A 23751-nucleotide genomic window follows, 5' to 3' on the forward strand; every position below is an offset into this window, starting at 1 on the left:
AGAGCATCCGGGGTGGGAAAGCCCGCAAGCCTGCGCAGCCGAAGTTGCATCTGCATGACCGCCGTGCGTCACCGTAGGGTCATCGAACTCGCGTCTACTGCGCGGCCTTCGCCACACCGATAACGCCACATGCAGCGCATGAATCGCCGCGACTTCCTGATCAGCGCCAGCCTGTCGAGCCTGGCTCTGGCCCTGCCCGGCTGCAGCACCCGGCCCACCCCGCCGCCGGGCGAGCTCAGCGTGGATCGCGATCGCTTTCCGCAGTCGGTGGCCTCGGGCGATCCACGTCCGCAGGCCGTGCTGCTGTGGACGCGCCTGCAGCTTGCGCCCGGCCAGAGCGAAGCGCCTCTGTGGCTGCAGCTCTCGGAAACGGACGACTTCACGCAGGCGCGCACGCTGCCGCTGCGCGCGCTCGCCGAACACGATGGCTGCGTGCGCCTGCGGCTCACCGACCTCCAGCCCGGCACGCGCTACCACTACCGCTTCGTGGTCGACACGCCCGAGGGCTGGCGCAGCTCGCCGAGCGGCCGCACCCGCACCGCGCCGGCCGCCGACAGCGAAGCGCCGCTGCGCTTCGCCCTGCTGAGCTGCCAGGACTACGGCGGCCGCTGGTACAACAGCCTGCTGCCGCTGCTGGAGGAAGAGCTCGACTTCGTGCTGCACGTCGGCGACTTCATCTACGAGACCGCCGGCGACCCGCAGTTCCAGAGCGAGAACAGCGAACGCCGCATCGTGTTCGATGACCTCGACGGCGCGCTCAAGCTCGGCAGCACCGAGCGGCGGTACTACGCCGCCAACTCGCTCGACAACTACCGCCAGCTGCATCGCACGGTGCGGACCGATCCCATGCTGCAGCAGCTGCTGGAGCGTGCCGCGCTGATCGCGATCTGGGACGACCACGAGTTCGCCGACGACAGCTGGCAGGACGTCGCCACCCACCACGACGGACGTTTCGACGAGCGCGACCGCGAGCGCCGCCGCAACGCCGAGCAAGCCTGGTTCGAATACCTGCCGGCCGACCCCGAGGGCATGCTCGACGCTCAGGGCGCAACGCCCGCGCGCGAGGCCCTGTTTCCCGCCACCCGGATCTGGCGCGGGCTGCGCTTCGGCCGCGTGCTCGACTTGAGCCTGATCGACACCCGCAGCGAGCGGCCGGATCACCTGGTGCCGGAAGACGCTTTCCCCGGTGAGCTGCTGTACACCGAGGCCGAGCTGGACAAGGCCCTGCCTGCGGTCGGCATCGACCCAGCGACGCTGGACGACTACCTGCTGCCCTTCATCGACCTGGACAGTGCAGGACACGCCGCGCTGAAGCCCACCCTGGTCGGCCTGCTCAGCGCCGCCGCGCTTCGCGAAGGCCTGTCGAACGAGGCGGCGATGGCCTATGCGCAGCGCTGCGCGCGCGGCCGCATCGCTCTGCCGGTGCTGGCCGCCCTGCTGCAGCGCTGGAACGCGAGTGCGCCGGAGGCGATGCGCGCTGAAATCCCGACGACCGAGGCAGCGGCAGGCCGCGGCCTGTGCTGGGCCAGCCTCGGCAAGACCGGATTGTTCAGCAGCGTGGGCTCGCGCTACTTCGTGCTGCAGGCGCCTTGGCAAGCGCTGGCCGCGCTGCGCGGCGCCGAGGATTCACCGCTGTCGCCGATTCAGCGCGACTGGCTGCTGCAGCGCCTGCAGACCAGCGATGCCGTGTGGAAGACGGTCGCCAGCTCGATCTCGTTCACGCCTATCGAACTGGATCTTTCGCTGCCGGAACTCGGCGCGCCGCCGCTGCTGGCGCGCCGCTTCCTGCTCAATGTCGACCACTGGGATGGATTTCCGCGGGCCCGCCGCGACCTGCTCGACGCCTTCGAGGCCGCCGGCGGCGCCGTCCTGCTGTCCGGTGACATCCACGCGGCGTTCGCGACCCAGCACAGCGATTGCTGTGTCGAGATCACCACGCCGGCGGTGTCCTCGACCACGCTGGCCGACATCCTCGCCAGCGAGGTCGAGCGCGACCCGAACACGGCCGAGGTCGGACGGCGCATGGTCGATGCGCTCGACCGGCTGATCGTCCACGGCGACCCGCGCGTGCGCCACGCGCGGACGCGGGTGCACGGCGTCACCCTCATCGAGGCGCGAATGGATGCGCTCGATGTGCAGCAGCTCTGTCTGCCGCCGGAGGCCTGCCGCGAGCAGGGTTATGCCGATCCCGCCCGCCTCGCTGCGCGGCGAATCCGACAGGCATTTGTCGTCGACGCTGCCACGCGAACGCTGCGGCCGCTGAGCGGTTGAGCCGGTGGCGGCCGCAGCGCCTTTCGCTCAGGCCCCCAGCACCCAGCGGTAGCCGATGCGGTAGATGCCGCCGTGGCCGGTGATGTTGCCGGTGTGCTGCTTCGGTCCGACCGCACCACCGAACTGGTTCTGACTGTTCAGCGTCAGGCGGATGCCATAGGGACGCAGCGCATCTTCGTCGATGAACGCGCCGATGAGGTTGCCGATCAGCGTGACCGCAGCCGCTGCGGCGGCTCCGGCGGCTGCCGTTGCGAAGAAGCTCACCACCAGACCCACCAGGCTGCTGAGCGCATCCGTCAGGGCTCTGGCCACGGCGGCATCGTTGCTGTCGGATTCGACGAGCTGGAAGATCGCGTACAGCGATTTCGGATAGCCCGGCGTGGTGCGCAGACTGTACTGGCCCAGAAACAGTTCGCCATAGCTGGCGTAGTGGCCAGTGCGGAAGTCGCCGGCGTCGAAGCCGCGCATTACCGCCACGTTGCCGCTGGCGCCGATGCGCAGACCACCGAAGATGATCTCGTCCCAGCCCGCCGGCTGGGTTTCGCGCACGCAGTGAATCGCACGCAGCAGCAGATGGCAGCGGGTGAACTGGGTGGCCGAACGCGGCGTGGCGCGGGGCAGTCGCGACGGTGCGGGTAGCGGGCGCAGCGCCGGCAGGCTGGGGCGCAGCTCCAGCCTCGCATCGAGGCCGGCAGGGCGCAAATCGGCCAGGCTCGGGCCCTGCTCGCCCAGCAGGCGGCGCAGCTGGGTGGGCCGGCGCGACAGCGCCTTCAGGCCCGGTGCCAGACGCGCGACTGCGAGTGCAGGCAAGGTCGCAGCACAGGCCGCGGCGCGCGCTTCCAGACTGGTCGGATCGGCGCTGACCGGATGTCGCTGCGGATCGACATGGTGCAGCAGGGCCTTGAGGCAGAGCGCGGCGGCCTCGCGGGCGATCCGGTCGGATTGCGCGCGCTCACGGGCGTCGAGCTGTTCAGGGCCGAACGCTTCGACCACGGGCGCCTGCAGTTCGACCTGCAGTTCGGCGTTGATTTCGGTGTTCTGGCCAAAGCTGGAATGGGTGTTCATGGTGGGCTCCTCGGGTTCGGTCAGGGGAATGCGGCGCGGGCGGTTTCCCGGCTCGCCTTGGCCTAGTCGCAGAGCGCAGATAAAACCCGCCACCCTCGGCGCGAATCTCGCGGCTGGCGGATTTGGGTGGAAGAATCCGACTACTTCCACGGGCCTCGCCCAGCCGGCACGGCCCCTCCCACCCACCGCAAGGACACCGCCATGCGCATGACCGCCCGCCTCCTGTTCCTGCCGTTCGGCTGCGCCTTGATCGCGGCGGGCGGGGACGTCTCCGCTCAGCCCACGTCTGGCGCAGCGCCGGTGGGTTCCCATCCGTCGACCGCCAGCACGCCCGGAGCGGCGGTGACCGAGGCCGTCGTGGCCGGCAACTGCCCGCGACCTCCGGGCGGCACCGTGCACTACTCCAACTGCACGGACCCCGATGGGCCCGGACAGGGCGAGCTGCATCTGCATGCGCCGATACAGCTGCCGCGGCCCGACCTCATGCTGCTGCCGCAGTTGAGGCTCGGTACGCAGTCAGGCCAATGGGGCGACCGCCTGCAGGTTCCCGTGGTCGCCGATACCGCCGGCCGCTGTCAGCTCAGGCTGCAGATCGGCGTGATGAACGGCGGCCAGCGCGCCAGCAACCCAGCGCGGCATCTGCTGCGCCAGCGCCCGCTTCTGCAGCGCGATGACAGCCCCGGCAGGGCGGTTGGCGAGCTGCAGCAGCCGTCGCTGGAGCCGGGCGAAGCCCGGACCTTCGAGCTGACGGTGCCGCTGACGGGCGGAGCCAGCTGGATCGAAGCCGTGCTCGACGTCGACGACGCCGTCAAGGAATCGAACGAGGGCAACAACCGCCGACGCGTGCAGATCCGGCTCGATCCGGCCTGCCGCTGAACGTGGATCAGGGTCGCAGTCGCGCGCGCACCGCCTGCGTGCGGCCATCGTCCGGCCCCAAGCGGTGCTGGCGGTGGGCCAGTGCGCGCTCAAGCAGGGCACGCGCCTCGGCGCTGCGACCGGCAGCCTCGGCAAGATCCGCCTGGGCGATCCACAGCTGCGCGAAGCGGTCGTGGGTCGCAGGCAGGGCAGCGGCGAACACGCGGGCGGCGTGATCAAGCTCCAGCGCCGCGTCCTGCAGCCTGCCCTGCTTGCGCAGCACGATGCCGAGATGCAGATGATCGATGCCGACCCGTTCGTGCTCGGCGCCGTACTGGCGCTGCTGGTCCTGCAGGGCTTCGCGGTAGTGCTGCTCGGCGTGCTCCAACTGCCCACGCGCCTCGAACACACGTCCGAGGTTGAACACGGTGGCGGCGCGCCAGGCGTGGCCGGCGGGATACAGATCGAGTGCAAGCCGGTAGTGCTGTTCTGCGGCTGCGAGCTCGCTGCGGTCGTGCTGCACCCAGCCGATGTCGCTGTGGGTCATCGCCACCAGGGGATGACGCTCGCCCAGGCGCTCGCTGCGGATCTTCAGGGCTTCGTGCAACAGCGCCAGCGCTTCCTCCAGGCGGCCCTGCGACTTCAGCAGCCGCGCCAGATTGTTCATGATCGTCGCTGTTCCAGGGTGCAGGGTTCCGCGCGTCTCACGGCTGTCGTCCAGCACCTGCCGGTACAGGGCTTCAGCCGCAGCCTCATCGCCGCGGCTGCGATACAGCACGGCAAGATTGTTGATGACGTGGATACGCTCCGGATGGCCGGCCGGCAGCAGGCGCGCATACAGCGCGTTGGAGCGCTGCAGCAGCCCGGTGGCCGAGTCGAGCTGGCCGGCAGCGCGACGCGCCGAGCCCAGACTGTTGAGGATCCCGGCCAGGGCCAGCTCGCTGTCCGGCTGTGAGCTTGACGGGGTGGCGGGCGGAAGGCCCGGCTGTGGCCGGCTCGTGGGCACGGTCTGCGCTTCGATCTCTGCCAACAGTGCGCTGAACAGGGCATCGGCCCGCTCGATCCGCCCATCTGCGAGCTCGACCCAGCCGAGGGCTTTGCGTGCCTCCCACTGCAGCGTGCGCGATGCGTCCGAGTCATGAGCTTCAGACCCGGCGACGGCCTGCTCCAGCAGAGTGCGCGCCTGGGCATAGTCGCCCAGCTCATAGCGCGCGCGCCCGGCAAGGAGCCACCAGCGTTGGCGCTGCTCAAGGCTGCGCGCGCCCTCTGCCAGATCCGCGCCCGCGCGTTCGATCTCGGCCCAGGCCTCGTCCGGCAACCCCAGGCTGAGCTGCGCGTCGGCGACGGTCAGGCGCAGGTCGAAGCCCAGCGGCGGGTCCGCCGCCAGCTCGGCTTCGAGCGGCTCCAGCCCGCGTGCAAGCACTTCGCGCACGCTGAGGTCGGCGACTCCGCTGCGCTCGGGGTCGGCCTGGGCGAGCAGCTGCAGCAGCATCGCCTTGACCCGCTCGGCGCGCAGCGCCTGCGCCGCCGCGTGGTCGCGCTCGGCCGCCAGCGCCAGCGCCTGCTCGCGCTGCTGCAGGGCGAACAGCAGCAGCACCGCGGCCAGCAGCCCGAGCACGGCGGACTCCAGCGGATGCCGCGCCACCAGCCGCCGCAGGCGGTAGGCGAGGCTCGGGCTGCGCGCGCGCACCGGCAGCCCGCGCTGCCAGCGCCGCAGATCCTCGGCCAGGCTGTCGGCATCGGCATAGCGCGCCGGCGGCTCCTTGCGCAGGCACATCAGCACGATGCGGTCGAGGTCACCGCGCAGCCTTCGCCGCAGCGCCTTAGGCGAGGCGCTGCGGGCCTCGGCGCGGCGCTGCAGGTCGTCGCCCTCGGCGAAGTGCTGGCTCGGCGGCAGCGGCAGCTGCTCGCACACCGCGCGCTGCAGCGCCGCCGGGCTGGGGTCGGTGGGCTGCTGCGCCTGGCAGCCGCTCAGCAGCAGGTAGAGCAGCAGGCCCATCTGGTACAGGTCGGCGGCCACGCCCATCGGCTGGCCCAGCAGCTGTTCGGGGCTGGCGTACTGCGGCGTCAGCAGACGCAGCGCGGTGGCGGTGGCCTGCTCGTCGGCCGCGCCCTGCAGCGGTTTGGCGATGCCGAAGTCCAGCAGATGCGGCCGCCCGGACGCATCGACCAGCAGGTTCGAGGGCTTGATGTCCCGATGCAGCACGCCGCTGCGGTGCGCATGCGCGAGCGCATCCAGCACCTGCAGGCAGAGCGCGACGCGGGCACCGATGTCGAGCCGGGCGCTGTCGCAGTAGCGGTCGATGGGTTCGCCTTCGACCCGCTCCATCACCAGATAGGGTCGGCCATCGGCGTCTTCGCCGCCGTCGATCAGCCGGGCGATGCCCGGGTGCGACAGCTCGGCAAGAATGCGTCGCTCGCGCTCGAAGCGCCGCAGGAACTCGCGCGAGTCGATGCCCGCATGCAGGCGCTTGACCGCCGCCTGCTGCACGAACCCATGGCTGCGCCGCTCGCCCAGATGCACGCTGCCCATGCCGCCGCGGCCCAGCTCGGCCAGCAGCCGCCATTCGCCCACCTGGTGGACGGCCGTGTCAGCTGTCGCCTGCGTCTGCAGATCCGGCGCTTCGGGTGCCTGCGCCAGCGCCTGCAGCAGCTGCAGCGGCGCCGCCGTGCGCTCCGGCTGCAGCTGCTCGGTGGCCGCCAGCAGCTGGCGCAGCGCAGGCTGCAGCGCCGCCGGCTGTGCGGCCAAGGCGTCGGCGCGTGCGGCGGCGTCGAGCTCAAGCAGCCGCTCCAGCGCGGCGTCGAGCTGCCGCAGAGCCTCGGCATCGAGAGCGGCAAGGTCCGCACCGGCGGAAGCCGAAGCGCCGAAGCTCTCGCCCGAGGCTTCCAGCCCAGCGCCCGACCGCGCCGCCGTCCCGGAGACGCTGCCATCAGAGGTCGCCGGGCCCGGCGCCTGAATCACGTCAGGGCCGCCTGCAGCCAGACCCGCGCGCGCAGCCAGTCGCGCTGCACGGTGCGCAGCGAAAGTCCCAGCGCCTCGGCGGCCTCGGCCTCTCCCAAGCCGGCAAAGCAGCGGCATTCGATCAGCGCGACCAGGCGCGGATTGGCCACGTGCAGCCGCTGCAGGGCCTGGTCGAGGGCCAGCACCTGCTCGCTCAAGGCTTCGATGGACGCACTGTTCTCCTCCAGCTCGACGTGGACACCGTTGCCGCCGCGCTTCTGCGCGCTGCGCCGACGCGCGAGATCCACCAGGATGCGGCGCATGGCGCGCGCGCAGATGGCGAAGAAATGTCCGCGGTCCTGCCAGTCCACGCCGCACTCCTCGACCAGCTGCAGGTAGGTCTCCTGCACCAGTTCGGTGGCCTGCAGCAGGGCGGTATCGGCAAAGCGCCGCAGCTGCTGGCGGGCGATCTTCTGCAGCTGCGGGTAGACATGCGGCAGCAGGCGGTCGAAGGCAGTGCGATCACCGGCCCGGTGCTGGCGCAACAGCTCAGTGATGTCGACGTCCACGCCGGGCTCCTGCTGCCGCGGGCGATGTGCCCGCCGCAGATTCGATCAGTGCGGGCACGCGATCGCAAGGGCGGCTGCCGGCGCCGACGTACCGGCGCCCAGGCTCCGGCGGCGAGATCCGGTCTACCGCCGCCAGGCGAAAAAGCGCTCGGCCCAGCGCAGCGCGGTCTGCGGGGCATTGGCACGCTTCCACACGCCGGCGGCGTACTTGTTGGCCTCGCTCATGGTCGGGTAGACGTGGATGGTGCCGAGCAGTTTGTTCAGGCCGATACCGTGTTTCATCGCCAGCACGAACTCGGGCAGCAGCTCGCCGGCGTGCGCGCCGACGATCAGCGCGCCGAGGATGCGGTCCTTGCCGGGTGCGGTCAGCACCTTGACGAAGCCGTGGGCGTTGCCGTCGGCGATCGCGCGGTCAAGATCATCGATGCCGTAGCGGGTGACTTCGACTTCGATGCCGCGCTCGCGGGCTTCGTCTTCGCTCAGGCCCACGCGCGCGACTTCCGGGTCGGTGAAGGTGACCCAGGGAATCACCCGGTAGTCGACTTTGTACGACCACAGCGGCGCCAGCAAACCATTCACCGCCGCATACCAGGCCTGATGCGCGGCCACGTGGGTGAACTGGTAGGGCCCGGCGACATCACCGGCCACGAGGATGTTCGGGAAGTTGGTGCGCATCAGCGCATCCACCGCGACATGACCGCGCGGGCCTAGTTCGACGCCCAGCTCCTGCAGGCCGAAGCCCTGGGTGTTCGGCGTGCGCCCCAGCGCCAGCAGCAGGCGGTCGAAGTCGAAGCTCAGCTCGCCCTGCGGGCCCTGTGCATGCAGCCGGTCGCGGCCATCGGGCAGGCGCTCGAAGCGCAGCGCGCGCGTGGCCAGCGCGAGTTCGACGCCCTCGCGCTCAAGCCGCGCGGCCAGCTCGGCGCCGGCCTCGGCGTCCTCGCGCGGCAGCAGGCGCTCGGCCATCTCGACGATGCGCACCTGCGCACCGAAGCGGGCGAAGCTCTGCGCCAGCTCGCAGCCGATCGGCCCACCACCCAGCACCAGCAGCCGTTTCGGCAGTTCGCGCAGGCCCCAGAGCGTGTCGCTGGTCAGATAGTCGAGATCGTTCAGGCCCGGAATCGGCGGCACGGTCGGCCGCGCGCCGGTGGCGATCACGATCGAGCGCGCGCTCAATCGCCGGCCGCCGACTTCGACCTCCCAGGGGCTGACGAGCTTGGCCTCGCCTTCGATCACCTCGACGCCGAGGCTGGTGTAGCGCTCCACCGAATCGTGCGGCTCGATCTGGGTGATCACCCGCTGCACGCGCTCCATCACCTCGGCGAAATCGAACTCGGCCTGCAGGCGGCGGATGCCGAGCTGCTCGCTGTCGCGCGCCTCGGCCAGCAGACGCGCGCTACGGATCAGGGCCTTGCTGGGCACGCAGCCTGTGTTGAGACAGTCGCCGCCCATGCGGTGCTTTTCGATCAGCGCGACCTTGGCCTTCACCGCCGCGCCGATGTACGTCGTCACCAGCCCCGCCGAGCCCGCGCCGATCGCGATCAGGTTGTAATCGAAACGCTTCGGCCGCTGGAAGCCGGCGTAGACGCGGCGCGCCTTCAGCCAGCCCAGCACGCCCTTTAGCAGCAGCGGCAGCAGGCCGATCGCGACGAACGCCAGCAGCAGGCCGGGCGAGGCGATGTCAGACGGCGATTCGATGCTGGCCAGCTGGGTCCCGGCGTACACATAGACCACGGTGGCGGGCAGCATGCCGAGCTGGCTGACCCAGTAGTAGGTCCAGAGCTTGAGCGAGGTCAGCCCGCTGACGAGATTTACCACGAAGAAGGGAAACAGCGGCACCACGCGCAGGGTGAACAGGTAGAACGCGCCCTCGCGGCGCACACCCTCGTCGATGCCGCGCAGGCGCTCGCCGAAGCGCTTTTCGATCGCCTCACGGAACAGGAAGCGCGCCGACAGGAAGGCAAGCGAAGCGCCAAACGTACTGGCAAACGACACGAGCAGCACGCCCCAGCCCAGCCCGAACAGCGCGCCGGCGGCGAGCGTCAGCACCGCGGCGCCGGGGATTGAGGCCGCCGTCACCAGCACGTAGACGCCGAAGAACGTTGCGAAGGCCAGCGGCCAGTTGGCTTCGACCCAGGCCAACAGCCCCGCCTGCCGGGCCTTGAGCGTCGCGAAGTCGAGCTCGGCGATCAGCCCGCTGCGCCAGGCCCAGAGAAACAGGGCGGCGAGTGCGATGAGGAGGAGGACGCGGGCAAGGGTTTTCATTGGAAAGCCGGGATTGGGGATTCGGGATTGGAGATTCGTCCAGCGGCGTAGGCTGTCGAAGCGTGCTGGAGGCGACACGCGCAAGGAGCTTGCGCCCCTCTCCTCGTGGGAGAGGGGTTGGGGTGAGGGTCCGGGCAGGGCGATTCAAGCAGACTCGCTGCGAGGGACTTGCGCAGGGAGCTGCAATTGCCTGATCGAGCGCCGCCGATGTTCACGCTTCAGAGAACCACACGATCTGCGCCATACGTCACCCACAGCATGCCGCCCTCCCCGCCTGCGCAATGTCTTCATCGCCGACCCAGCGTTCGTCACTGTCAGCGCTGCGCTGCCGCGCGCAGCATGCGCGAGTTCTCGACCCAGGAGTCACCGCATGCGCCCGCTGATTGCATTGCTTCCCCTGCTGCTGGGCCTCGCCTCGCCCGGCCTGCGCGCCTTCGAGATCGAGGAGGCCAGCATCGAACAGCTTGCCGCCGCGCAGGAGGCCGGCACGGTCAGTTCGCAGGACCTGGTGCGCGCCTATCTTGAGCGCATCGAGCGCATCGACCGCGCGGGGCCGCGGATCAACTCGGTGATCGAGCTGAACCCAGAGGCGCTGAAGATCGCGGAAGGCCTCGACGCCGAACGCGCTGCCGGCAAGGTGCGCGGCCCGCTGCACGGCGTGCCCATCCTGCTGAAGGACAACATCGACACGGGGGATGCGATGCAGACCTCGGCCGGCTCGCTCGCCCTGGTGGGTGAGCCCGCGGCGCAGGACGCCACCGTCGCTGCGCGTCTGCGCGAGGCCGGCGCGGTGATCCTCGGCAAGACCAATCTGAGCGAGTGGGCCAATTTCCGCGGCCGCCGCAGCAGCAGCGGCTGGAGCAGCCGCGGCGGGCAGACCAGGAACCCCTATGCGCTGGAGCGCTCGCCCTGCGGCTCGTCCTCGGGCAGCGGCGCTGCAGCGGCCGCCAGTCTGGCTGCGGCGACGATCGGCACCGAGACCGACGGCAGCATCCTCTGCCCGAGTTCGGTCAACGGTCTGGTCGGCATCAAGCCCAGCATCGGTCTGGTCAGCCGCGCCGGCATCGTGCCGATCAGCAGCAGCCAGGACACCGCAGGGCCAATGGCGCGCAGCGTGCGCGATGCCGCCCTGCTGCTGCAGGCCATGGTCGGCAGCGATCCACGCGACCCCTCAACCGTCGACAGCGGCGCGCCCGAAGTGGATTTCCTCGCCGCGCTGGACGCCAATGCGCTGAAAGGCGCGCGCATCGGCGTGGTGCGCGAGCTGGCCGGGTTTCATCGCGGCGTCGACGCGCGCTTCGAGGCCGCCATCGAGGCGCTGCGCGAGGCCGGAGCCGAGATCGTCGACAACGTCGGCCTGCCGACCCGCGCCGAGGCCTCGCGCAACGAGCTGACTGTGCTGGTGCACGAGTTCCGTGATGACCTCAACGCCTACCTCGCCACCCGCAGCGGCGTGCCGGTGAAGACCATCGACGAGGTCATCGCTTACAACCGCCTGCACAGCGGCAGCGTCCTGCGCTGGTTCGGCCAGCAGTGGATGGAGCAGGCGGCGGCAAGCGACGGCATGCAGGCACCGGCCTACCTGCGCGCCCGCGACGACGCGCGTCGACTGGCAGGGCCTGAAGGCATCGATGCCGCCATGGCCGAGCACCGGCTCGACGCCCTGATCGGCCCCAGCACCGGGCCGGCCTGGCGGGTGGACTGGGTCAACGGCGACAGCCCCAGCGGCGGCAGCTCGGGCATGGCGGCGATCTCGGGCTATCCCAGCATCAGCGTGCCGATGGGCCAGGTGCACGGCCTGCCGGTCGGCCTGACCCTGTTCGGCGCGAAGTTCAGTGAGGCCAAGCTGATCGGCTATGCGTATGCATTCGAACAGGCGACGCAGTGGCGCAGGCCGCCCACCTATGCCGAGCGCGGGCCGGCGGGGGCGGAGGAGTAGCGCGCGTCGCGATACGCGGATCGCCGGCTGTTTATAAGAGCGAGCTTGCTCGCGACTCGCAGGGGTCGAGCAGCGCGCAGCGTGCCGTCGCCTGCAAGCAGGCTCACAAGAGAATCCGCAAGGAGCCGGGGCCCATCAGCGCGGAACAGTCCGCGGCTTCTGCGAATCCCGAATCCCGAATCCCGAATCCCTGCTCTTCAGCCCACCCCTTCCACGAAATCGAGGATCGCCCGCAGACACTCCTCGGTGTGGCTGATGAAAGGCGCATGCCCCGCCCCTTCGATGCACAGGTAGCGCGCGCCGTGCTGCAGATCGGCGGCGGCACGCATCGCCGCAGGCGGCACCAGGCGATCGCGACGGCCGGCGATCCACAGGCTGGGCACGTCCAGCGTGCGCAGCTCGTCGCGCAGGTCGACGTGGCCGAGCATGGCGAGACCCTGCAGCAGGGCCGATTGCGCGGGCTCCCCGCGGGCGAACACGCAGGCGCGCAGGGTCTTCAGCACCTCGCGGCCGTGCTCGCTGCCGATCGATTCGAGGCTCAGGAAGCGTTCCAGCGTGCCGGTGTAGTCGCGCACCAATTCGTCGGCGAACTGCTCGAAGATCTCGGGTGACACCGCCTGTGGCCAATCCGAACCACGCACGAAGCGCGGCGAGCTGGCGATCGCAATCAGGCCCTGCACGCGGCCCGGCTGCTCGATCGCCGCCTGCAGCGCGATCTGTCCGCCCAGCGACCAGCCCAGCCAGGGCGCAGGTGGCACGAGCTGGGCGATGCGCGCGGCGGCATTGGCGAGATCGATGTCGTCGCGTTCGTTGCTGTAGCCATGACCGGGCAGGTCTACGAGGTGCAGTTCATGGTGCTCGGACAGACGTTCGATCAGCGGCGCGAATACGCCGCTGTGCATGGCCCAGCCGTGGATGAGGACAAGCGGTGGGCCGTGGCCGATGTGGTCGAGGTGCATTGAGGGAAGGGATTCGGGATTCGGGATTCGGGATTCGGGATTCGGGATTCGGGATTCGGGATTCGGGATAGAGCGTCTATGGCCCGCGCCCTCGCGCAAGGCTCGACGCCCGCTGCCCTTCTCCCCGCGGGAGAAGGTGGCGCGCAGCGCCGGATGAGGGGCCGTTCAGGGCGCGGACCTGCAGCATTCAGATAGCCCGCTGTGCCACGTGGGCGAACCTCAGGCTTCCGGCGCTGCCTCGGGCACACGCTCGCCGCGCGCACCAGCCGATCCCGAATCCCTACTGCCCAATCCCCGCCTCTCAAGCCCCAGCTCGGCCAGCGCCGCCAGCAGCCGATCCACATCCGCCTCGCTGTGCGCGGCGGACAAGGTGATGCGCAGGCGCGCGCTGCCCTCGGGCACGGTCGGCGGGCGGATCGCGCTGACCAGCAGGCCGCGCGACTCCAGCTCACGCGCGGCAAACAGCGCCCGCGCTTCGTCGCCGAGCAGGAGCGGCTGGATGGGCGTGCTGGATTCGATCATCGGCAGGCGCAGGCGGCGCGCGCCGCGCGCGAAGCGGGCGATCAGGCCGGCCAGATGGAAGCGCCGCCAGGGTTCGCTCTGTAGGGCGCGCAGGTTGGCGCGGGTGGCCGCGGCAACCGCCGGCGGCAGGGCCGTGGTGTAGAGGTAGGGCCGCGCGCTTTCCGCGAGCGCATCGATCACTTCGGCCGGTCCACAGACCGCGGCACCGTAGCCGCCGAGCGCTTTGCCGAGGGTTAGCATCAGCAGCGGCACCTGCTTGACGCCGAGCCCGGCAGCGGCCACCGAGCCACGCCCGCCGGGGCCGACCACGCCGAGGCCGTGGGCATCGTCGACGAACAGCAGGGCGTTCTCGGCGCGGGCGATGAGCGCCAGGTCCTTCAGCGGGGCGAGGTCGCCGTCCATGCTGAAAACGCCGTCGGTCGCCAGCAGGGCGGCGGCCTCAGGCCGCGTGCGCAGCTGGCGCAGGGCGGCCTCGGCATCGGCGTGCGGATAGCGCTTGAGCTCGCAGCCGGCCAGCTTGGCACCGTCCAGCAGGCAGGCGTGGTTGAGCCGGTCCTGCACGCAGAGGTCATCGCGACCCAGCAGGGTCTGCAGCACGGCGAGATTGGCGAGATAGCCCGAGCCGAACAGCAGGGCCTTCGGATAGCCGACGAAGCCAGCCAGCTCGGCCTCCAGCGCGGCATGTTCGGCGTGGTGGCCGCAGACCAGGTGCGAGGCCGTGCTGCCGACGCCATGCCACGCGGCCGATTCCTGCAGCGCGGCGGTGGCGTCGAGGCTGCGCGCCAGGCCGAGATAATCATTGCTGCAGAAGTTGATCAGCTCGCGGCCGTCGATCCACACCCGCGTGCCGTCCGCGCGCTCGACCGTGCGTCGCGTCCGCGAGCGCTTCTGCGCGGCGCGCACGCCGCGGGCCTCGGCCAGCGCAGTGAGTAGCGAGGGCCGGGCCATGGCGATCAGGCCGCCGAATCGACGGCGTTCAGATCGACGTGCACGTGCTCGCCCTGGGCGGGCGCGGGCATCGGCTTCAGCCCCAGACGCGCGAACAGGGCCTGGTCCTTCTGGGTGTCCGGGTTGCCGGTGGTGAGCAGCTTCTCGCCGTAGAAGATCGAGTTGGCGCCGGCCATGAAGCACAGCGCCTGCAGCTCGTCGCTCATGTCCTCGCGACCCGCCGAAAGGCGCACCATCGAAGCCGGCATCAGGATGCGGGCCACCGCAATCGTGCGCACGAACTCCAGCGGGTCGATCTCCTCGGTGCCGTGCAGCGGCGTGCCGGGCACCTGCACCAGCCGGTTGATCGGCACCGAGTCCGGGTGCTCGCCCATGTTGGCCAGGGTCTGCAGCAGACCGGCGCGGTGCTCGCGGGTCTCGCCCATGCCGACGATGCCGCCGCAGCAGGTCTTCATGCCCACCCTGCGCACCTGCTCCAGCGTGTCCAGGCGATCCTGGTATTCGCGGGTGCGGATCACGCTGTCGTAGAACTCGGGCGCGGTGTCGAGGTTGTGGTTGTAGTAGGCGAGCCCCGCGGTCTTCAGGCGCTCGGCCTGCTCGGGCGTCAGCATGCCCAGCGTGGCGCAGGTCTCAAGGCCCAGCGCATTGACGCCCTCGATCATCGCCGCGACCTTCTCGACGTCGCGGTCCTTCGGCGAGCGCCAGGCCGCACCCATGCAGAAGCGGGTGGCGCCGGCGGCCTTCGCGGCTTTCGCCTTCTCCAGCACGGCATCCAGATCCATCAGCTTGTGCGCATTGAGGCCGGTGGCGTAGCGCGCGGCCTGCGGGCAGTAGCTGCAGTCCTCGGGACAGCCGCCGGTCTTGACGCTCAAGAGGGTGGAGATCTGCACCTCGTCCGGGTTGAAATGCGCGCGATGGACGCTTGCGGCGCGGAACAGAAGCTCATGGAAGGGCAGCGCGAACAGCGCGACCACTTCCTCGCGGGTCCAGTCGTGACGGAGGGCGGAAGCCATGGATGAATCTCCCCGCGGACAGCGCGGACAAAGAGGCGGAAGTCTGGAAACCCCTGCTGTGCCTGTCAACTCGGCGCTTCCGGGGGTTCTGCAGTGAACGCCCGCGTATGGAGCTGGCGTCGCCGGCTGGAGGCGGTGACCCGCCTGCTGCTGCCGCCGCGCTGCCTGCACTGCGGCGCGCCCGGCGCAGCCGGCCGCGACCTCTGTGCCGATTGCCGCGATTCGCTGCCGCACAACGCCTGCGCCTGCCCGCGCTGCGCCCTGCCGATCCCGCAGCCGGCGCCGGCCTGCGGGCGCTGCATCAAGCGCCCGCCGCCGGCAAGCACAGCGCTGGCGCCCTTCGTCTACGCCGATCCGGTCGATCGCTGGCTGCCGCGCTTCAAGTTCGCGCGTGACCTGGCGGCGGGCCGGGTGCTGGCCGATCTGGTGCTGGAAGACTCGCGGCTGCCGGCCCTGATCGACGGCATCGACGCGGTGCTGCCCCTGCCCCTGCATCGGTCGCGGCTGGCCGAACGCGGCTACAACCAGGCGCTGGAGCTGGCGCGGCCCTTGGCGCGCGCCTTCGATCTGCCGCTGCGCCAGGACTGGCTGCGGCGCGTGCGCGCCACCGCGCCGCAGACCGGCCTCGACGCCCGCGCGCGTCGGCGCAACCTGCGCGGCGCCTTCGTCGCGGATGCGGCGATGCGCGGACAGCGCGTGCTGCTGGTCGACGACGTGATCACCACCGGCAGCTCGATGCTCGAAGCCACACGCGCGTGTCGCCGTGCGGGGGCGATCGAAGTGCGCGTGCTGGCGGTGGCGAGGGCGCCCTTGGCCGGCAGGCGCTGAGGCCTTGGCGACGGCGCTCGACGCCCCCGTGCAATCGCGAGGGTTGCGACTTCAGCGCGTGCCGTGCGCGAGGCGGGTTCGAGCCCACGGTGGGCCAGAGCCCACCCTATGCAGAGCCGCAGTCCGCCGCCTTCGGCGCGACTCGACGCAGCGCTTGGGGCTAAAGTCCGCGCGAGGTATGGAATCGCGTGTGGCCAAGCCCCATGCAAAGGATCGAAACGCACGGCGAAGCCGTTCGCGAGTATCGAAACGCGCGTGGCCAAGCCCTCCGCCGTGCCGCGCACCAACGGCCAGCCGCGCGTGAGCGCATAGGGTGGGCCCTGGCCCACCATGAGCTCGAACCTGGCCTCAGGCCTGGGCCTTTCGTTTCGGGAGGCAGCGACCCGGCGCCTGGGACCGGGGCAAGCATCAAGGCCATGGTGGGCCAGGGCCCACCCTATGTGGACTTCAGACCCAGGTCGATGACCGCGCCGGCGAACACCACCAGGCCGACCCAGTTGTTGTGCAGGAAGGCCTTGAAGCAGGCTTCGCGGGCGCGGCTGCGGGCCTGCCAGAACTGCCAGGCGATCAGCGCTGCGGCGACAGCCAGACCGAGGTTCCAGTACAGGCCCAGCTCGGCGCGCTGGCCGACCAGCAGCAGGGTGAGCAGGAAGCTCGCCTGCAGCACGCCGATGCCGATCAGGTCGGCGTCGCCGAGCAGGATGGCCGTGGACTTCGCCCCGACCCGGCGGTCGTCCTCGCGATCGACCATGGCATACCAGGTGTCGTAAGCCGTGCTCCAGAGCACGTTGGCGAGGAACAGCAGCCACGCCAGCGCCGGCACCTCGCCGGTGACCGCGGCGAAGCCCATCGGGATCGACCAGCCGAAGGCGATGCCCAGATAGACCTGCGGGAAAAAGGTGTAGCGCTTGAGCAAGGGATAGGTCGCGGCCAGCAGGGCTGCGATGCAGGCGAGGCCAATGGTCAGCGCATTGGTGAACAGCACCAGCACGAAGGCCACGGCCATCAGCACCGCGAACACCGCCAGCGCCTCGCGCGGCGGCACCGCGCCGGCGACGATCGGCCGCTGGCGGGTGCGCGCCACTGCGCCGTCCAGCCAGCGGTCGTGGTAGTCGTTGATCACGCAGCCAGCCGAGCGCGTCAGCCAGACGCCGGCGACAAAGATGGCCAGGGTCCCCACCGGCGGAAAGCCTTCGGCCGCCAGCCACAGGCCCCAGAGCGTCGGCCACAGCAGCAGCAGCCAGCCGATCGGACGATCGGCGCGCACCAGCTTCCACCAGTGCGGCAGGCGCTCGCGCCACCAGGCCCTGCTGTAGCGCTCGATGGGCGCAGCAGGCGCAGGCGTTCGGCGCGGCGGGCCCGGCGGCTTGGGTCGCGGGCGCTCGCCCGGACGCGGCGGCAGCGGGCGCGGGGCAGGTTTGGGGGGGCGCGGAGTCATGGCCGGTCGCAGCAGGCGGGTGCACTACGTTAGCAGCCGCACCGCTTCCGGCACTGGAAGCGCTGTCCTGCCTTGCTACAGTGCGGGCCCCAACGCCGAAGGGAGTCGCGCCATGCAAGGGTCCATGCTGAAACCGCCGTCGTATTCCACGCTGGGTCGCCGTGCGCTGGCACTGGCGGCCGCGCTCGCGCTCGCTGCCTGCGGCGGCAATGAGGCGCCGCCCAGCGCCAGCGCGCCGGCCGAAAGCCCGGCGCCTGCTGCCGCAGCGCCCGCGGTTGCCCGGCCCAGCCAGCAGTACAGCATCGAGGACTTCGTCGACACCGTGTCGGTGGCCGGCGCCTCGTTCTCGTCCGACGAGTCGCGCATCCTGTTCTCGTCCAACCGCAGCGGCGTCTGGAACGTCTACGAGATGCCGGTGGGCGGCGGCGAGTGGAAGGCCGTCACCACCAGCACCACCGACAACAGCTATGGCGTCGCCTTCTTCCCCAAGGATGACCGCCGCCTGATCACCCGCGACCAGGGCGGCAACGAACTCAACCATCTCTACGTGATCGAGGCCGACGGCAGCGAGCGCGACCTCACCCCGGGCGAGAACCTGCGTGCGATGTTCGCCGGGTTCAGCCACGACGGCGAGAGTTTCTTCGTGGTCCACAACGGTCGCGATCCGCGTTTCCTCGACTGGTATCGCTACTCGGCCAAGGACTACACCGCCGAGCTGCTGTTCCAGAACGACGAAGGCTATGAGCCCGGCGTCATCTCGCCGGACCAGAACTGGCTGGGCCTGTCGAAGGCGATCACCACCAGCGAGAACCAGCTGTGGGTGCGCAACCTCGCCACCGGCGAGATGCGCGAGGTGTCCAACCCGCAGCAGCGCGCGCAGGTGTCGGACCAGGATTTCAGCCGCGACTCGGCCTGGCTGTACTACACGACCAACGAGGGCAGCGAGTTCATGCGCCTGCGCCGCATGAGCCTGGCCGACGGCACGCACGAGGAAGTGCAGGCCGCCGACTGGGACATCGTCGCCAGCTACTTCAGCCATGACGGCAAGTACCGCGTGACGGCGGTCAACGTCGACGGCAGCACCCAGGTCGAGCTGTACGACGCCGCCACCGGTGCCGCCAAGGCCCTGCCCGAGCTGCCTTCGGGCGAGATCCGCGGCATCTCGATCGCCCGCAGCGAAGACCGCATGGCCTTCTACGTCAACGGCGACCGCCAGCCCAGCGACCTCTACGTGCTCGACTTCGCGGCCAGCGAGCCGGTGCGGCTGACCACCTCGCTGAACCCGAAGATCCAGCCCGAGGACCTGGTGCAGACCGAGGTGGTGCGCTTCAAGAGCTTCGACGGGATGGAGATCCCGAACATCCTGTGGAAGCCGCACCAGGCCACGGCCGAGAACCGCGCGCCGGCGATCGTCTGGGTGCACGGCGGCCCCGGCGGCCAGACCACCCGCGCCTACAGCGCGGTGCTGCAGTACCTCGCCAACCACGGCTATGTGGTGCTGGGCATCAACAACCGCGGCAGCTCGGGCTACGGCAAGACCTTCTACACCGCCGACGACGGCAAGCACGGCCGCGAGCCGCTGTGGGACTGCATCGAGGCCAAGAAGTACCTGCAGAGCCTGCCCTACGTCGACCCGGACCGCATCGGCATCGCCGGCGGCAGCTATGGCGGCTACATGACGCTGGCGGCACTCGCCTTCCACCCCGAAGAGTTCGATGTCGGCGTCAACATCTTCGGCGTGTCGAACTGGCTGCGCACGCTGGAGAGCATCCCGCCCTACTGGGAGAGCGCACGCGAGGCGCTGTACCAGGAAATCGGCAACCCGACCACGCAGCGCGACTTCCTGACCGAGACCTCGCCGCTGTTCCACGCCGACAAGATCCAGAAGCCGCTGATCGTGCTGCAGGGTGCGAACGACCCGCGGGTGATCCAGGCCGAGAGCGACGACATCGTCGAGGCCGTGCGCAAGAACGGCGTGCCGGTCGAGTACGTGCTGTTCGAGGACGAGGGCCACGGCTTCTCGAAGAAGGCCAACCAGATCCGCGGCTACGGCGCGATGCTGGCCTTCCTCGACCAGCACCTGAAGAACAAGCCGGTCGGCAACTGAAACCCTGCCCCGCGCTGAATGCGGCCGGTCACGCAGTCAGGACCGGCCGCGTCAGGGCGGGCCCGGCTTCAGGCCGGACCCATCGAAACCAAGGAGAGCGATCGATGAGTGGACGCGGATCCGGCGGCAATGTCATCGCCGCGCTGTGCAGCCTGTTCATCCCCGGCCTGGGCCAGCTGGTGCAGGGCCGGGTGCTGTGGGCCCTGTTCTGGTTCGTGCTGGCCGGCATCCTGTGGGTGGTGACCTTCACCCTCGGCGGCTGGATCGCCAACCTGCTGGCCTGCATCCACGCCGCGGTCTACGAACCGCGACGCGGCTGACGCAAACCACGCGCAGCAAACCCGACGGCTGGAGCGCCAACGCGCTCCGGCCGTTTTCGCGCCTATACTCCGGCCGAACTTTGCAGCCGCGGCGCCAATGATCCTGGACCTGGGCGAGGCCTACCCCGTCGACGAGACCGAGCGGCAGCTGCCGGACGCGGCCGCGGCGCTCGCCCTGATCGAACGCGAACTGCCCGAACTGCTGCCGCGGCTGCGCCAACGGCACGCCGATTGGGCGCGACGCTTCGGCCCGGCGGGCGACGGCCGCATCGCCGGGATCGAAGCCGCCATCGCGATGGGCGTGGCCCGCCTCGGCCTGCGCCACGGCCGCTACGGCGACGACTTCCACGCTTACCACAACGAGGGCCATGCGCTGGACCTGCTGCTGGCGCGCATCGACGCGCTGTCGATGCATGCCGCCGGCGTCGGTCTCTCCCACGAGGATTGGCTGTGCCTTGAGCTGTTCGCCGCCCTCCACGACCTGCGTCAGCGCGAGCATGGTCACGCGGAAGCGCCGATCGGCGCGAACGAGGCCGCGAGCATCGCCGAGGCCGTCCGCATCCTCGAAGCCTGCGGATTCCGCGCCGAGCGCGAGCCCCAGCTGCATCTGGCGCTGGAGCTGATGATCGCGGGCAGCACCTTCGATGCACGACCGGCGCCCAGCGCAGCCACCGCGCAGGACATCGAGGATGCCGAGAACAGCGCCGAGCTGGCGTCGGGCGGCGGCGCGCTGGCGCCGCGACTCGGCACCTGGCTGGCGTCGCGTGCGCCCGGTCTCGCCGCTCGCACCGGCACGCAGCGGGCGCTGCGGCTGGCCTGCATCGCCGCCGACCTGGACACGGCCAACGTCGGCGAAGCCTTCCCCTCGCTGCTGCGCAGCGCGCGCGAGCTGGCCGAGGAGCGCGAGATGCGCGCGGGCCGTCGCTTGGGCGCGGCCAACTCGGCGGCGCCATGCCGCGACTTCCTGCTGAACGCGCAGACCCGCTACCTCGAGGACCTGCACCGCTTTGCTTCCGCCGAGGGCGAGGCCTGGCTCGGTGCGCGCAAGCTCGACAACATCCGGCGCATGCGCATGTTGATCGAGCGCCTCGCCGCCCCGGGCTGCGCGTTCCAGCGCGCGGCCACCGGCGCCGAAGCGCTGCAGGCCTTCATGGAAGCCGGCAGCGAGGCCGTGCACAGCGCCTAGGCCCGCCGGGCGCAGACGAAAACCTGCGCCGCGACAGGCACTTGGCGTGAAGGCGATGATCGGCGAGGGGCGCGTGCGCAAAGCCCGGCCTGCTATAGTGCGCGGTCCGCTCCCCGCCCTGCGTGCCCCACGTGAAAGACCATCTGCGCGAACTCGTCCTGCAGGCCCTGCTCGATATGAAGCGGGCCGGCACGCTGTCCTTCGAGAACGAGCCCGACTTCGTCATCGAGCGCAGCAAGAACCGTGAGCACGGCGACTACGCCAGCAACGTCGCGATGCTGCTGGCCAAGGCGGCCGGCCGCAAGCCGCGCGAGCTGGCCGAGGCGATCGCGAAGACGGTGCCGAAGTCGCAGCACATCCAGGCGGTCGAGGTGGCCGGCCCCGGCTTCATCAACTTCCGCCTGAACCAGGCCTGCCGCATCGGCACCCTGCGGCGCGTGCTGGAGCAGGGCGAGCGCTACGGCTGCCAGCCCGAGGACTCTCGCGAGTCGATCACCGTCGAGTTCGTCTCGGCCAACCCGAACGGCCCGCTGCACGTCGGCCACGGCCGCGGTGCGGCCTACGGCGCCTCGGTGGCCAGCCTGCTGGAGGCCTATGGCCATACCGTGCAGCGCGAGTACTACGTCAACGACGCCGGCCGGCAGATGGACATCCTCGCGGTCAGCGTCTGGCTGCGCTACCTGGAGCTGTGCGGCGAGCAGCCGCGCTTCCCGGACAACGGCTACAAGGGCGACTACGTGGTCGACATCGCGCGCGAACTGCGCAGCGAGATCGGCGACGACTTCCGCCACCGCGCCTCCGAGGTCGAAGCCTCGCTGCCGGCGGACGAAAGCCAGGGCGGCGACAAGGAGACCCATATCGACGCCCTGATCGAGCGCTGCAAGCAGCTGCTCGGCAGCGCCGCCTGCTACCGCAAGCTGTTCGACAAGGGCCTGAACTGGTGCCTGAAGCTGATCCGCGAGGACCTCGTCGAGTTCGGCGTGGTCCACGACAACTGGTTCAGCGAGCGCTCGCTGATGACCGACGGCTACGTGCAGCGCGCCATCGACACCCTGCAGAAGGCCGGCCATCTGTACGAGCAGGACGGTGCCCTGTGGTTCCGCGCCACCGACTTCGGTGACGACAAGGACCGCGTGGTGCGCCGCGAGAACGGCGTCACCACCTACTTCGCCTCCGACTTGGGCTACCTGCTCAGCAAGTTCGAGCGCGGCTTCGAGCGCGCCCTGTACATCTTCGGCGCCGACCACCACGGCTACATCGCGCGCCTCAAGGCCGCGGCCCAGGGCCTGGGCCTCGATCCCGCGAAGATCGAGATCCAGCTGGTGCAGTTCGCCGTGCTGTTCCGCGGCGGCGAGAAGGTGCAGATGAGCACGCGCTCCGGCCAGTTCGTGACCCTGTCCGAACTGCGCGAGGATGTCGGCTCGGATGCCGCCCGCTTCTTCTACGTGATGCGCGGCAACGACCAGCACCTCGACTTCGATCTGGATCTCGCCAAGAGCCAGTCCAACGAGAATCCGGTCTACTACATCCAGTACGCCCACGCCCGCGTGCATGCCCTGCTGCGCCAGGCCGCCGAGAAGCACTGGAGCTTCAACCGCACCGCCTGCGATGCCGCCCGCGCCAAGCTGACCGACCCGCGCGAGGACGAGCTGCTGGGCGAGCTGATGCGCTACCCCGAGGTGGTCGAAGCCGCCGCACTCGGCCGCGCGCCGCAGGTGATCGCCAACTACCTGCGCGAGCTGGCCGCCAGCTTCCACAGCTACTACAACGCCGTCGCCATCCTCGTGCCCGAGGAAGAACTGCGGCAGGCGCGACTCGGCCTGTGCATCGCCGTGCGCCAGGTGCTGGCCAACGGCCTGCGCCTGCTCGGCGTGTCCGCCCCGGAGCGCATGTAATGGCGGCCCGGCGCGGCAAGCCGAAATCGCAGGCGCGGCGCGGCGGCGACAGCCGCGTGCCGGGCTGGGCCTGGCTGCTGGCCGGTGTGGTGCTCGGGCTGGCGATCTCGGTGTTCGTGCTGTACCGCGAGGGCTTCAGCGGCAAGCCCGCCGGCCCGGTGCCGAACCCGCAGGCGCAGCCGCCGGCCGCGAGCGGTGAACCGGTGGTCCCGGCAGCGCCGGCCGAGACGCCGAAGCGGCCGCGCTACGACTTCTACACCATCCTGCGCGAGCAGGAGACCGCAGTCTCCGACCGCGAGCTGGCCGAGCGCGCGCGCGCCGAGGCCGAAGCCGCGGCACGGGCCGCGCAGCAGCAGACCCAACAGCAGGCCGCTGCGAGCAGCAGCGCACCCAGCGAGCGCTACCAGCTGCAGGCCGGTGCTTTCCGTGATGCCGGCGACGCCGAGGCCCTGAAGGCACGCCTGGCCCTGATCGGCCAGTTCGCCCGCGTGCAGACCGACACCATCAACGGCGGCGTCTGGCACCGCGTGCGCCTCGGGCCCTACAGCAGCCCGCGCGAGGTCGAGGCCGCCAAGCAGGCGCTGGCCGGCAACGGCATCGAAGCGATCACGGTGCGTGAAAGCGGGCAGTAGG

At 70.4% G+C, this 23751-nt stretch carries 17 protein-coding genes; 9 read left to right on the plus strand and 8 right to left on the minus strand.

Annotated features, from left to right (window positions below):
• Nucleotides 1-129 precede the first annotated feature (129 nt).
• Nucleotides 130-2271, plus strand: coding sequence for an alkaline phosphatase D family protein (locus tag Q0654_RS01620; RefSeq protein WP_298849810.1), 2142 nt, complete (start codon nt 130-132; stop codon nt 2269-2271).
• Nucleotides 2272-2298: 27 nt separating this feature from the next.
• On the opposite strand, the gene Q0654_RS01625 is transcribed toward Q0654_RS01620, so the two are convergent.
• A complete protein-coding gene (locus Q0654_RS01625) occupies nt 2299-3336 on the minus strand; it encodes a hypothetical protein (RefSeq protein WP_298849812.1) in 1038 nt (345 codons plus the stop codon).
• A 201-nt stretch (nt 3337-3537) separates the two neighbouring features.
• Here Q0654_RS01625 and Q0654_RS01630 point away from each other — a divergent pair, with 201 nt between their 5' ends.
• Nucleotides 3538-4212 carry a CARDB domain-containing protein gene (locus Q0654_RS01630; RefSeq protein ID WP_298849814.1) on the plus strand — a complete coding sequence of 225 codons (675 nt, stop codon included), beginning with the start codon at nt 3538-3540 and terminating at the stop codon, nt 4210-4212.
• Nucleotides 4213-4219: 7 nt separating this feature from the next.
• On the opposite strand, the gene Q0654_RS01635 is transcribed toward Q0654_RS01630, so the two are convergent.
• The 3 genes from Q0654_RS01635 to Q0654_RS01645 all read right to left on the minus strand — a co-directional run bounded on the left by Q0654_RS01635 (nt 4220) and on the right by Q0654_RS01645 (nt 9963).
• Nucleotides 4220-7153, minus strand: a complete 2934-nt coding sequence (locus Q0654_RS01635) for a tetratricopeptide repeat protein (RefSeq protein ID WP_298849816.1) — start codon at nt 7151-7153, stop codon at nt 4220-4222.
• A complete protein-coding gene (locus Q0654_RS01640) occupies nt 7150-7701 on the minus strand; it encodes an ECF-type sigma factor (RefSeq protein ID WP_298849818.1) in 552 nt (183 codons plus the stop codon). The genes Q0654_RS01635 and Q0654_RS01640 overlap by 4 nt, the downstream gene beginning before the upstream one ends.
• Before the next feature lie 123 nt (nt 7702-7824).
• Nucleotides 7825-9963 (minus strand): FAD-dependent oxidoreductase, encoded by a 2139-nt coding sequence (locus Q0654_RS01645; protein WP_298849820.1) that lies wholly within the window; start codon nt 9961-9963, stop codon nt 7825-7827.
• 370 nt (nt 9964-10333) lie between these two features.
• Here Q0654_RS01645 and Q0654_RS01650 point away from each other — a divergent pair, with 370 nt between their 5' ends.
• The gene (locus tag Q0654_RS01650) at nt 10334-11902 is read left to right on the plus strand and encodes an amidase (protein WP_298849821.1); all 1569 of its coding nucleotides are present in this window, start codon (nt 10334-10336) and stop codon (nt 11900-11902) included.
• Nucleotides 11903-12099: 197 nt separating this feature from the next.
• Here Q0654_RS01650 and bioH read toward each other — a convergent pair whose 3' ends face one another.
• The 3 genes from bioH to bioB form a co-directional block, all read right to left on the minus strand.
• Nucleotides 12100-12861, minus strand: coding sequence for a pimeloyl-ACP methyl ester esterase BioH (gene bioH / locus Q0654_RS01655; RefSeq protein WP_298849823.1), 762 nt, complete (start codon nt 12859-12861; stop codon nt 12100-12102).
• A gap of 219 nt (nt 12862-13080) precedes the next feature.
• A complete protein-coding gene (bioF, locus tag Q0654_RS01660) occupies nt 13081-14331 on the minus strand; it encodes an 8-amino-7-oxononanoate synthase (protein WP_298849825.1) in 1251 nt (416 codons plus the stop codon).
• Between the two features lie 5 nt (nt 14332-14336).
• The gene (gene bioB / locus Q0654_RS01665; protein ID WP_298849827.1) at nt 14337-15344 is read right to left on the minus strand and encodes a biotin synthase BioB; all 1008 of its coding nucleotides are present in this window, start codon (nt 15342-15344) and stop codon (nt 14337-14339) included.
• A gap of 93 nt (nt 15345-15437) precedes the next feature.
• Between bioB and Q0654_RS01670 the strand changes: the two genes are divergently transcribed.
• Nucleotides 15438-16172, plus strand: coding sequence for a ComF family protein (locus Q0654_RS01670; protein WP_298849829.1), 735 nt, complete (start codon nt 15438-15440; stop codon nt 16170-16172).
• A 436-nt stretch (nt 16173-16608) separates the two neighbouring features.
• On the opposite strand, the gene ubiA is transcribed toward Q0654_RS01670, so the two are convergent.
• Entirely contained in the window at nt 16609-17610 is a 1002-nt protein-coding gene (gene ubiA / locus Q0654_RS01675; RefSeq protein ID WP_298849831.1) for a 4-hydroxybenzoate octaprenyltransferase, read from the minus strand.
• A 112-nt stretch (nt 17611-17722) separates the two neighbouring features.
• Here ubiA and Q0654_RS01680 point away from each other — a divergent pair, with 112 nt between their 5' ends.
• The 5 genes from Q0654_RS01680 to Q0654_RS01700 all read left to right on the plus strand — a co-directional run bounded on the left by Q0654_RS01680 (nt 17723) and on the right by Q0654_RS01700 (nt 23750).
• On the plus strand, nt 17723-19717 hold the full coding sequence (locus tag Q0654_RS01680; RefSeq protein ID WP_298849833.1) for a S9 family peptidase: 1995 nt from the start codon (nt 17723-17725) through the stop codon (nt 19715-19717).
• Nucleotides 19718-19821: 104 nt separating this feature from the next.
• Entirely contained in the window at nt 19822-20037 is a 216-nt protein-coding gene (locus tag Q0654_RS01685) for a hypothetical protein (protein WP_298849835.1), read from the plus strand.
• Between the two features lie 97 nt (nt 20038-20134).
• Complete coding sequence (locus Q0654_RS01690) at nt 20135-21223, plus strand: hypothetical protein (RefSeq protein ID WP_298849837.1); 1089 nt, start codon at nt 20135-20137, stop codon at nt 21221-21223.
• 131 nt (nt 21224-21354) lie between these two features.
• Nucleotides 21355-23118 carry an arginine--tRNA ligase gene (gene argS, locus Q0654_RS01695; protein WP_298849840.1) on the plus strand — a complete coding sequence of 588 codons (1764 nt, stop codon included), beginning with the start codon at nt 21355-21357 and terminating at the stop codon, nt 23116-23118.
• A complete protein-coding gene (locus Q0654_RS01700; RefSeq protein ID WP_298849842.1) occupies nt 23118-23750 on the plus strand; it encodes an SPOR domain-containing protein in 633 nt (210 codons plus the stop codon). The genes argS and Q0654_RS01700 overlap by 1 nt, the downstream gene beginning before the upstream one ends.
• The last annotated feature ends 1 nt before the right edge of the window (nt 23751 follow it).

Source organism: uncultured Aquimonas sp., from assembly GCF_937888285.1.
Lineage (GTDB): Bacteria > Pseudomonadota > Gammaproteobacteria > Xanthomonadales > Xanthomonadaceae > Aquimonas.

Bases quoted from the DNA above. Each gene is read 5' to 3' on its own strand.
- Q0654_RS01620 (WP_298849810.1), top strand. From the start codon at position 130: ATGCAGCGCATGAATCGCCGCGACTTCCTGATCAGCGCCAGCCTGTCG.
- Q0654_RS01625 (WP_298849812.1), bottom strand. From the start codon at position 3,336: ATGAACACCCATTCCAGCTTTGGCCAGAACACCGAAATCAACGCCGAA.
- Q0654_RS01630 (WP_298849814.1), top strand. From the start codon at position 3,538: ATGCGCATGACCGCCCGCCTCCTGTTCCTGCCGTTCGGCTGCGCCTTG.
- Q0654_RS01645 (WP_298849820.1), bottom strand. From the start codon at position 9,963: ATGAAAACCCTTGCCCGCGTCCTCCTCCTCATCGCACTCGCCGCCCTG.
- Q0654_RS01650 (WP_298849821.1), top strand. From the start codon at position 10,334: ATGCGCCCGCTGATTGCATTGCTTCCCCTGCTGCTGGGCCTCGCCTCG.
- bioH (WP_298849823.1), bottom strand. From the start codon at position 12,861: ATGCACCTCGACCACATCGGCCACGGCCCACCGCTTGTCCTCATCCAC.
- bioF (WP_298849825.1), bottom strand. From the start codon at position 14,331: ATGGCCCGGCCCTCGCTACTCACTGCGCTGGCCGAGGCCCGCGGCGTG.
- bioB (WP_298849827.1), bottom strand. From the start codon at position 15,344: ATGGCTTCCGCCCTCCGTCACGACTGGACCCGCGAGGAAGTGGTCGCG.
- ubiA (WP_298849831.1), bottom strand. From the start codon at position 17,610: ATGACTCCGCGCCCCCCCAAACCTGCCCCGCGCCCGCTGCCGCCGCGT.
- Q0654_RS01680 (WP_298849833.1), top strand. From the start codon at position 17,723: ATGCAAGGGTCCATGCTGAAACCGCCGTCGTATTCCACGCTGGGTCGC.
- Q0654_RS01685 (WP_298849835.1), top strand. From the start codon at position 19,822: ATGAGTGGACGCGGATCCGGCGGCAATGTCATCGCCGCGCTGTGCAGC.
- Q0654_RS01690 (WP_298849837.1), top strand. From the start codon at position 20,135: ATGATCCTGGACCTGGGCGAGGCCTACCCCGTCGACGAGACCGAGCGG.
- Q0654_RS01700 (WP_298849842.1), top strand. From the start codon at position 23,118: ATGGCGGCCCGGCGCGGCAAGCCGAAATCGCAGGCGCGGCGCGGCGGC.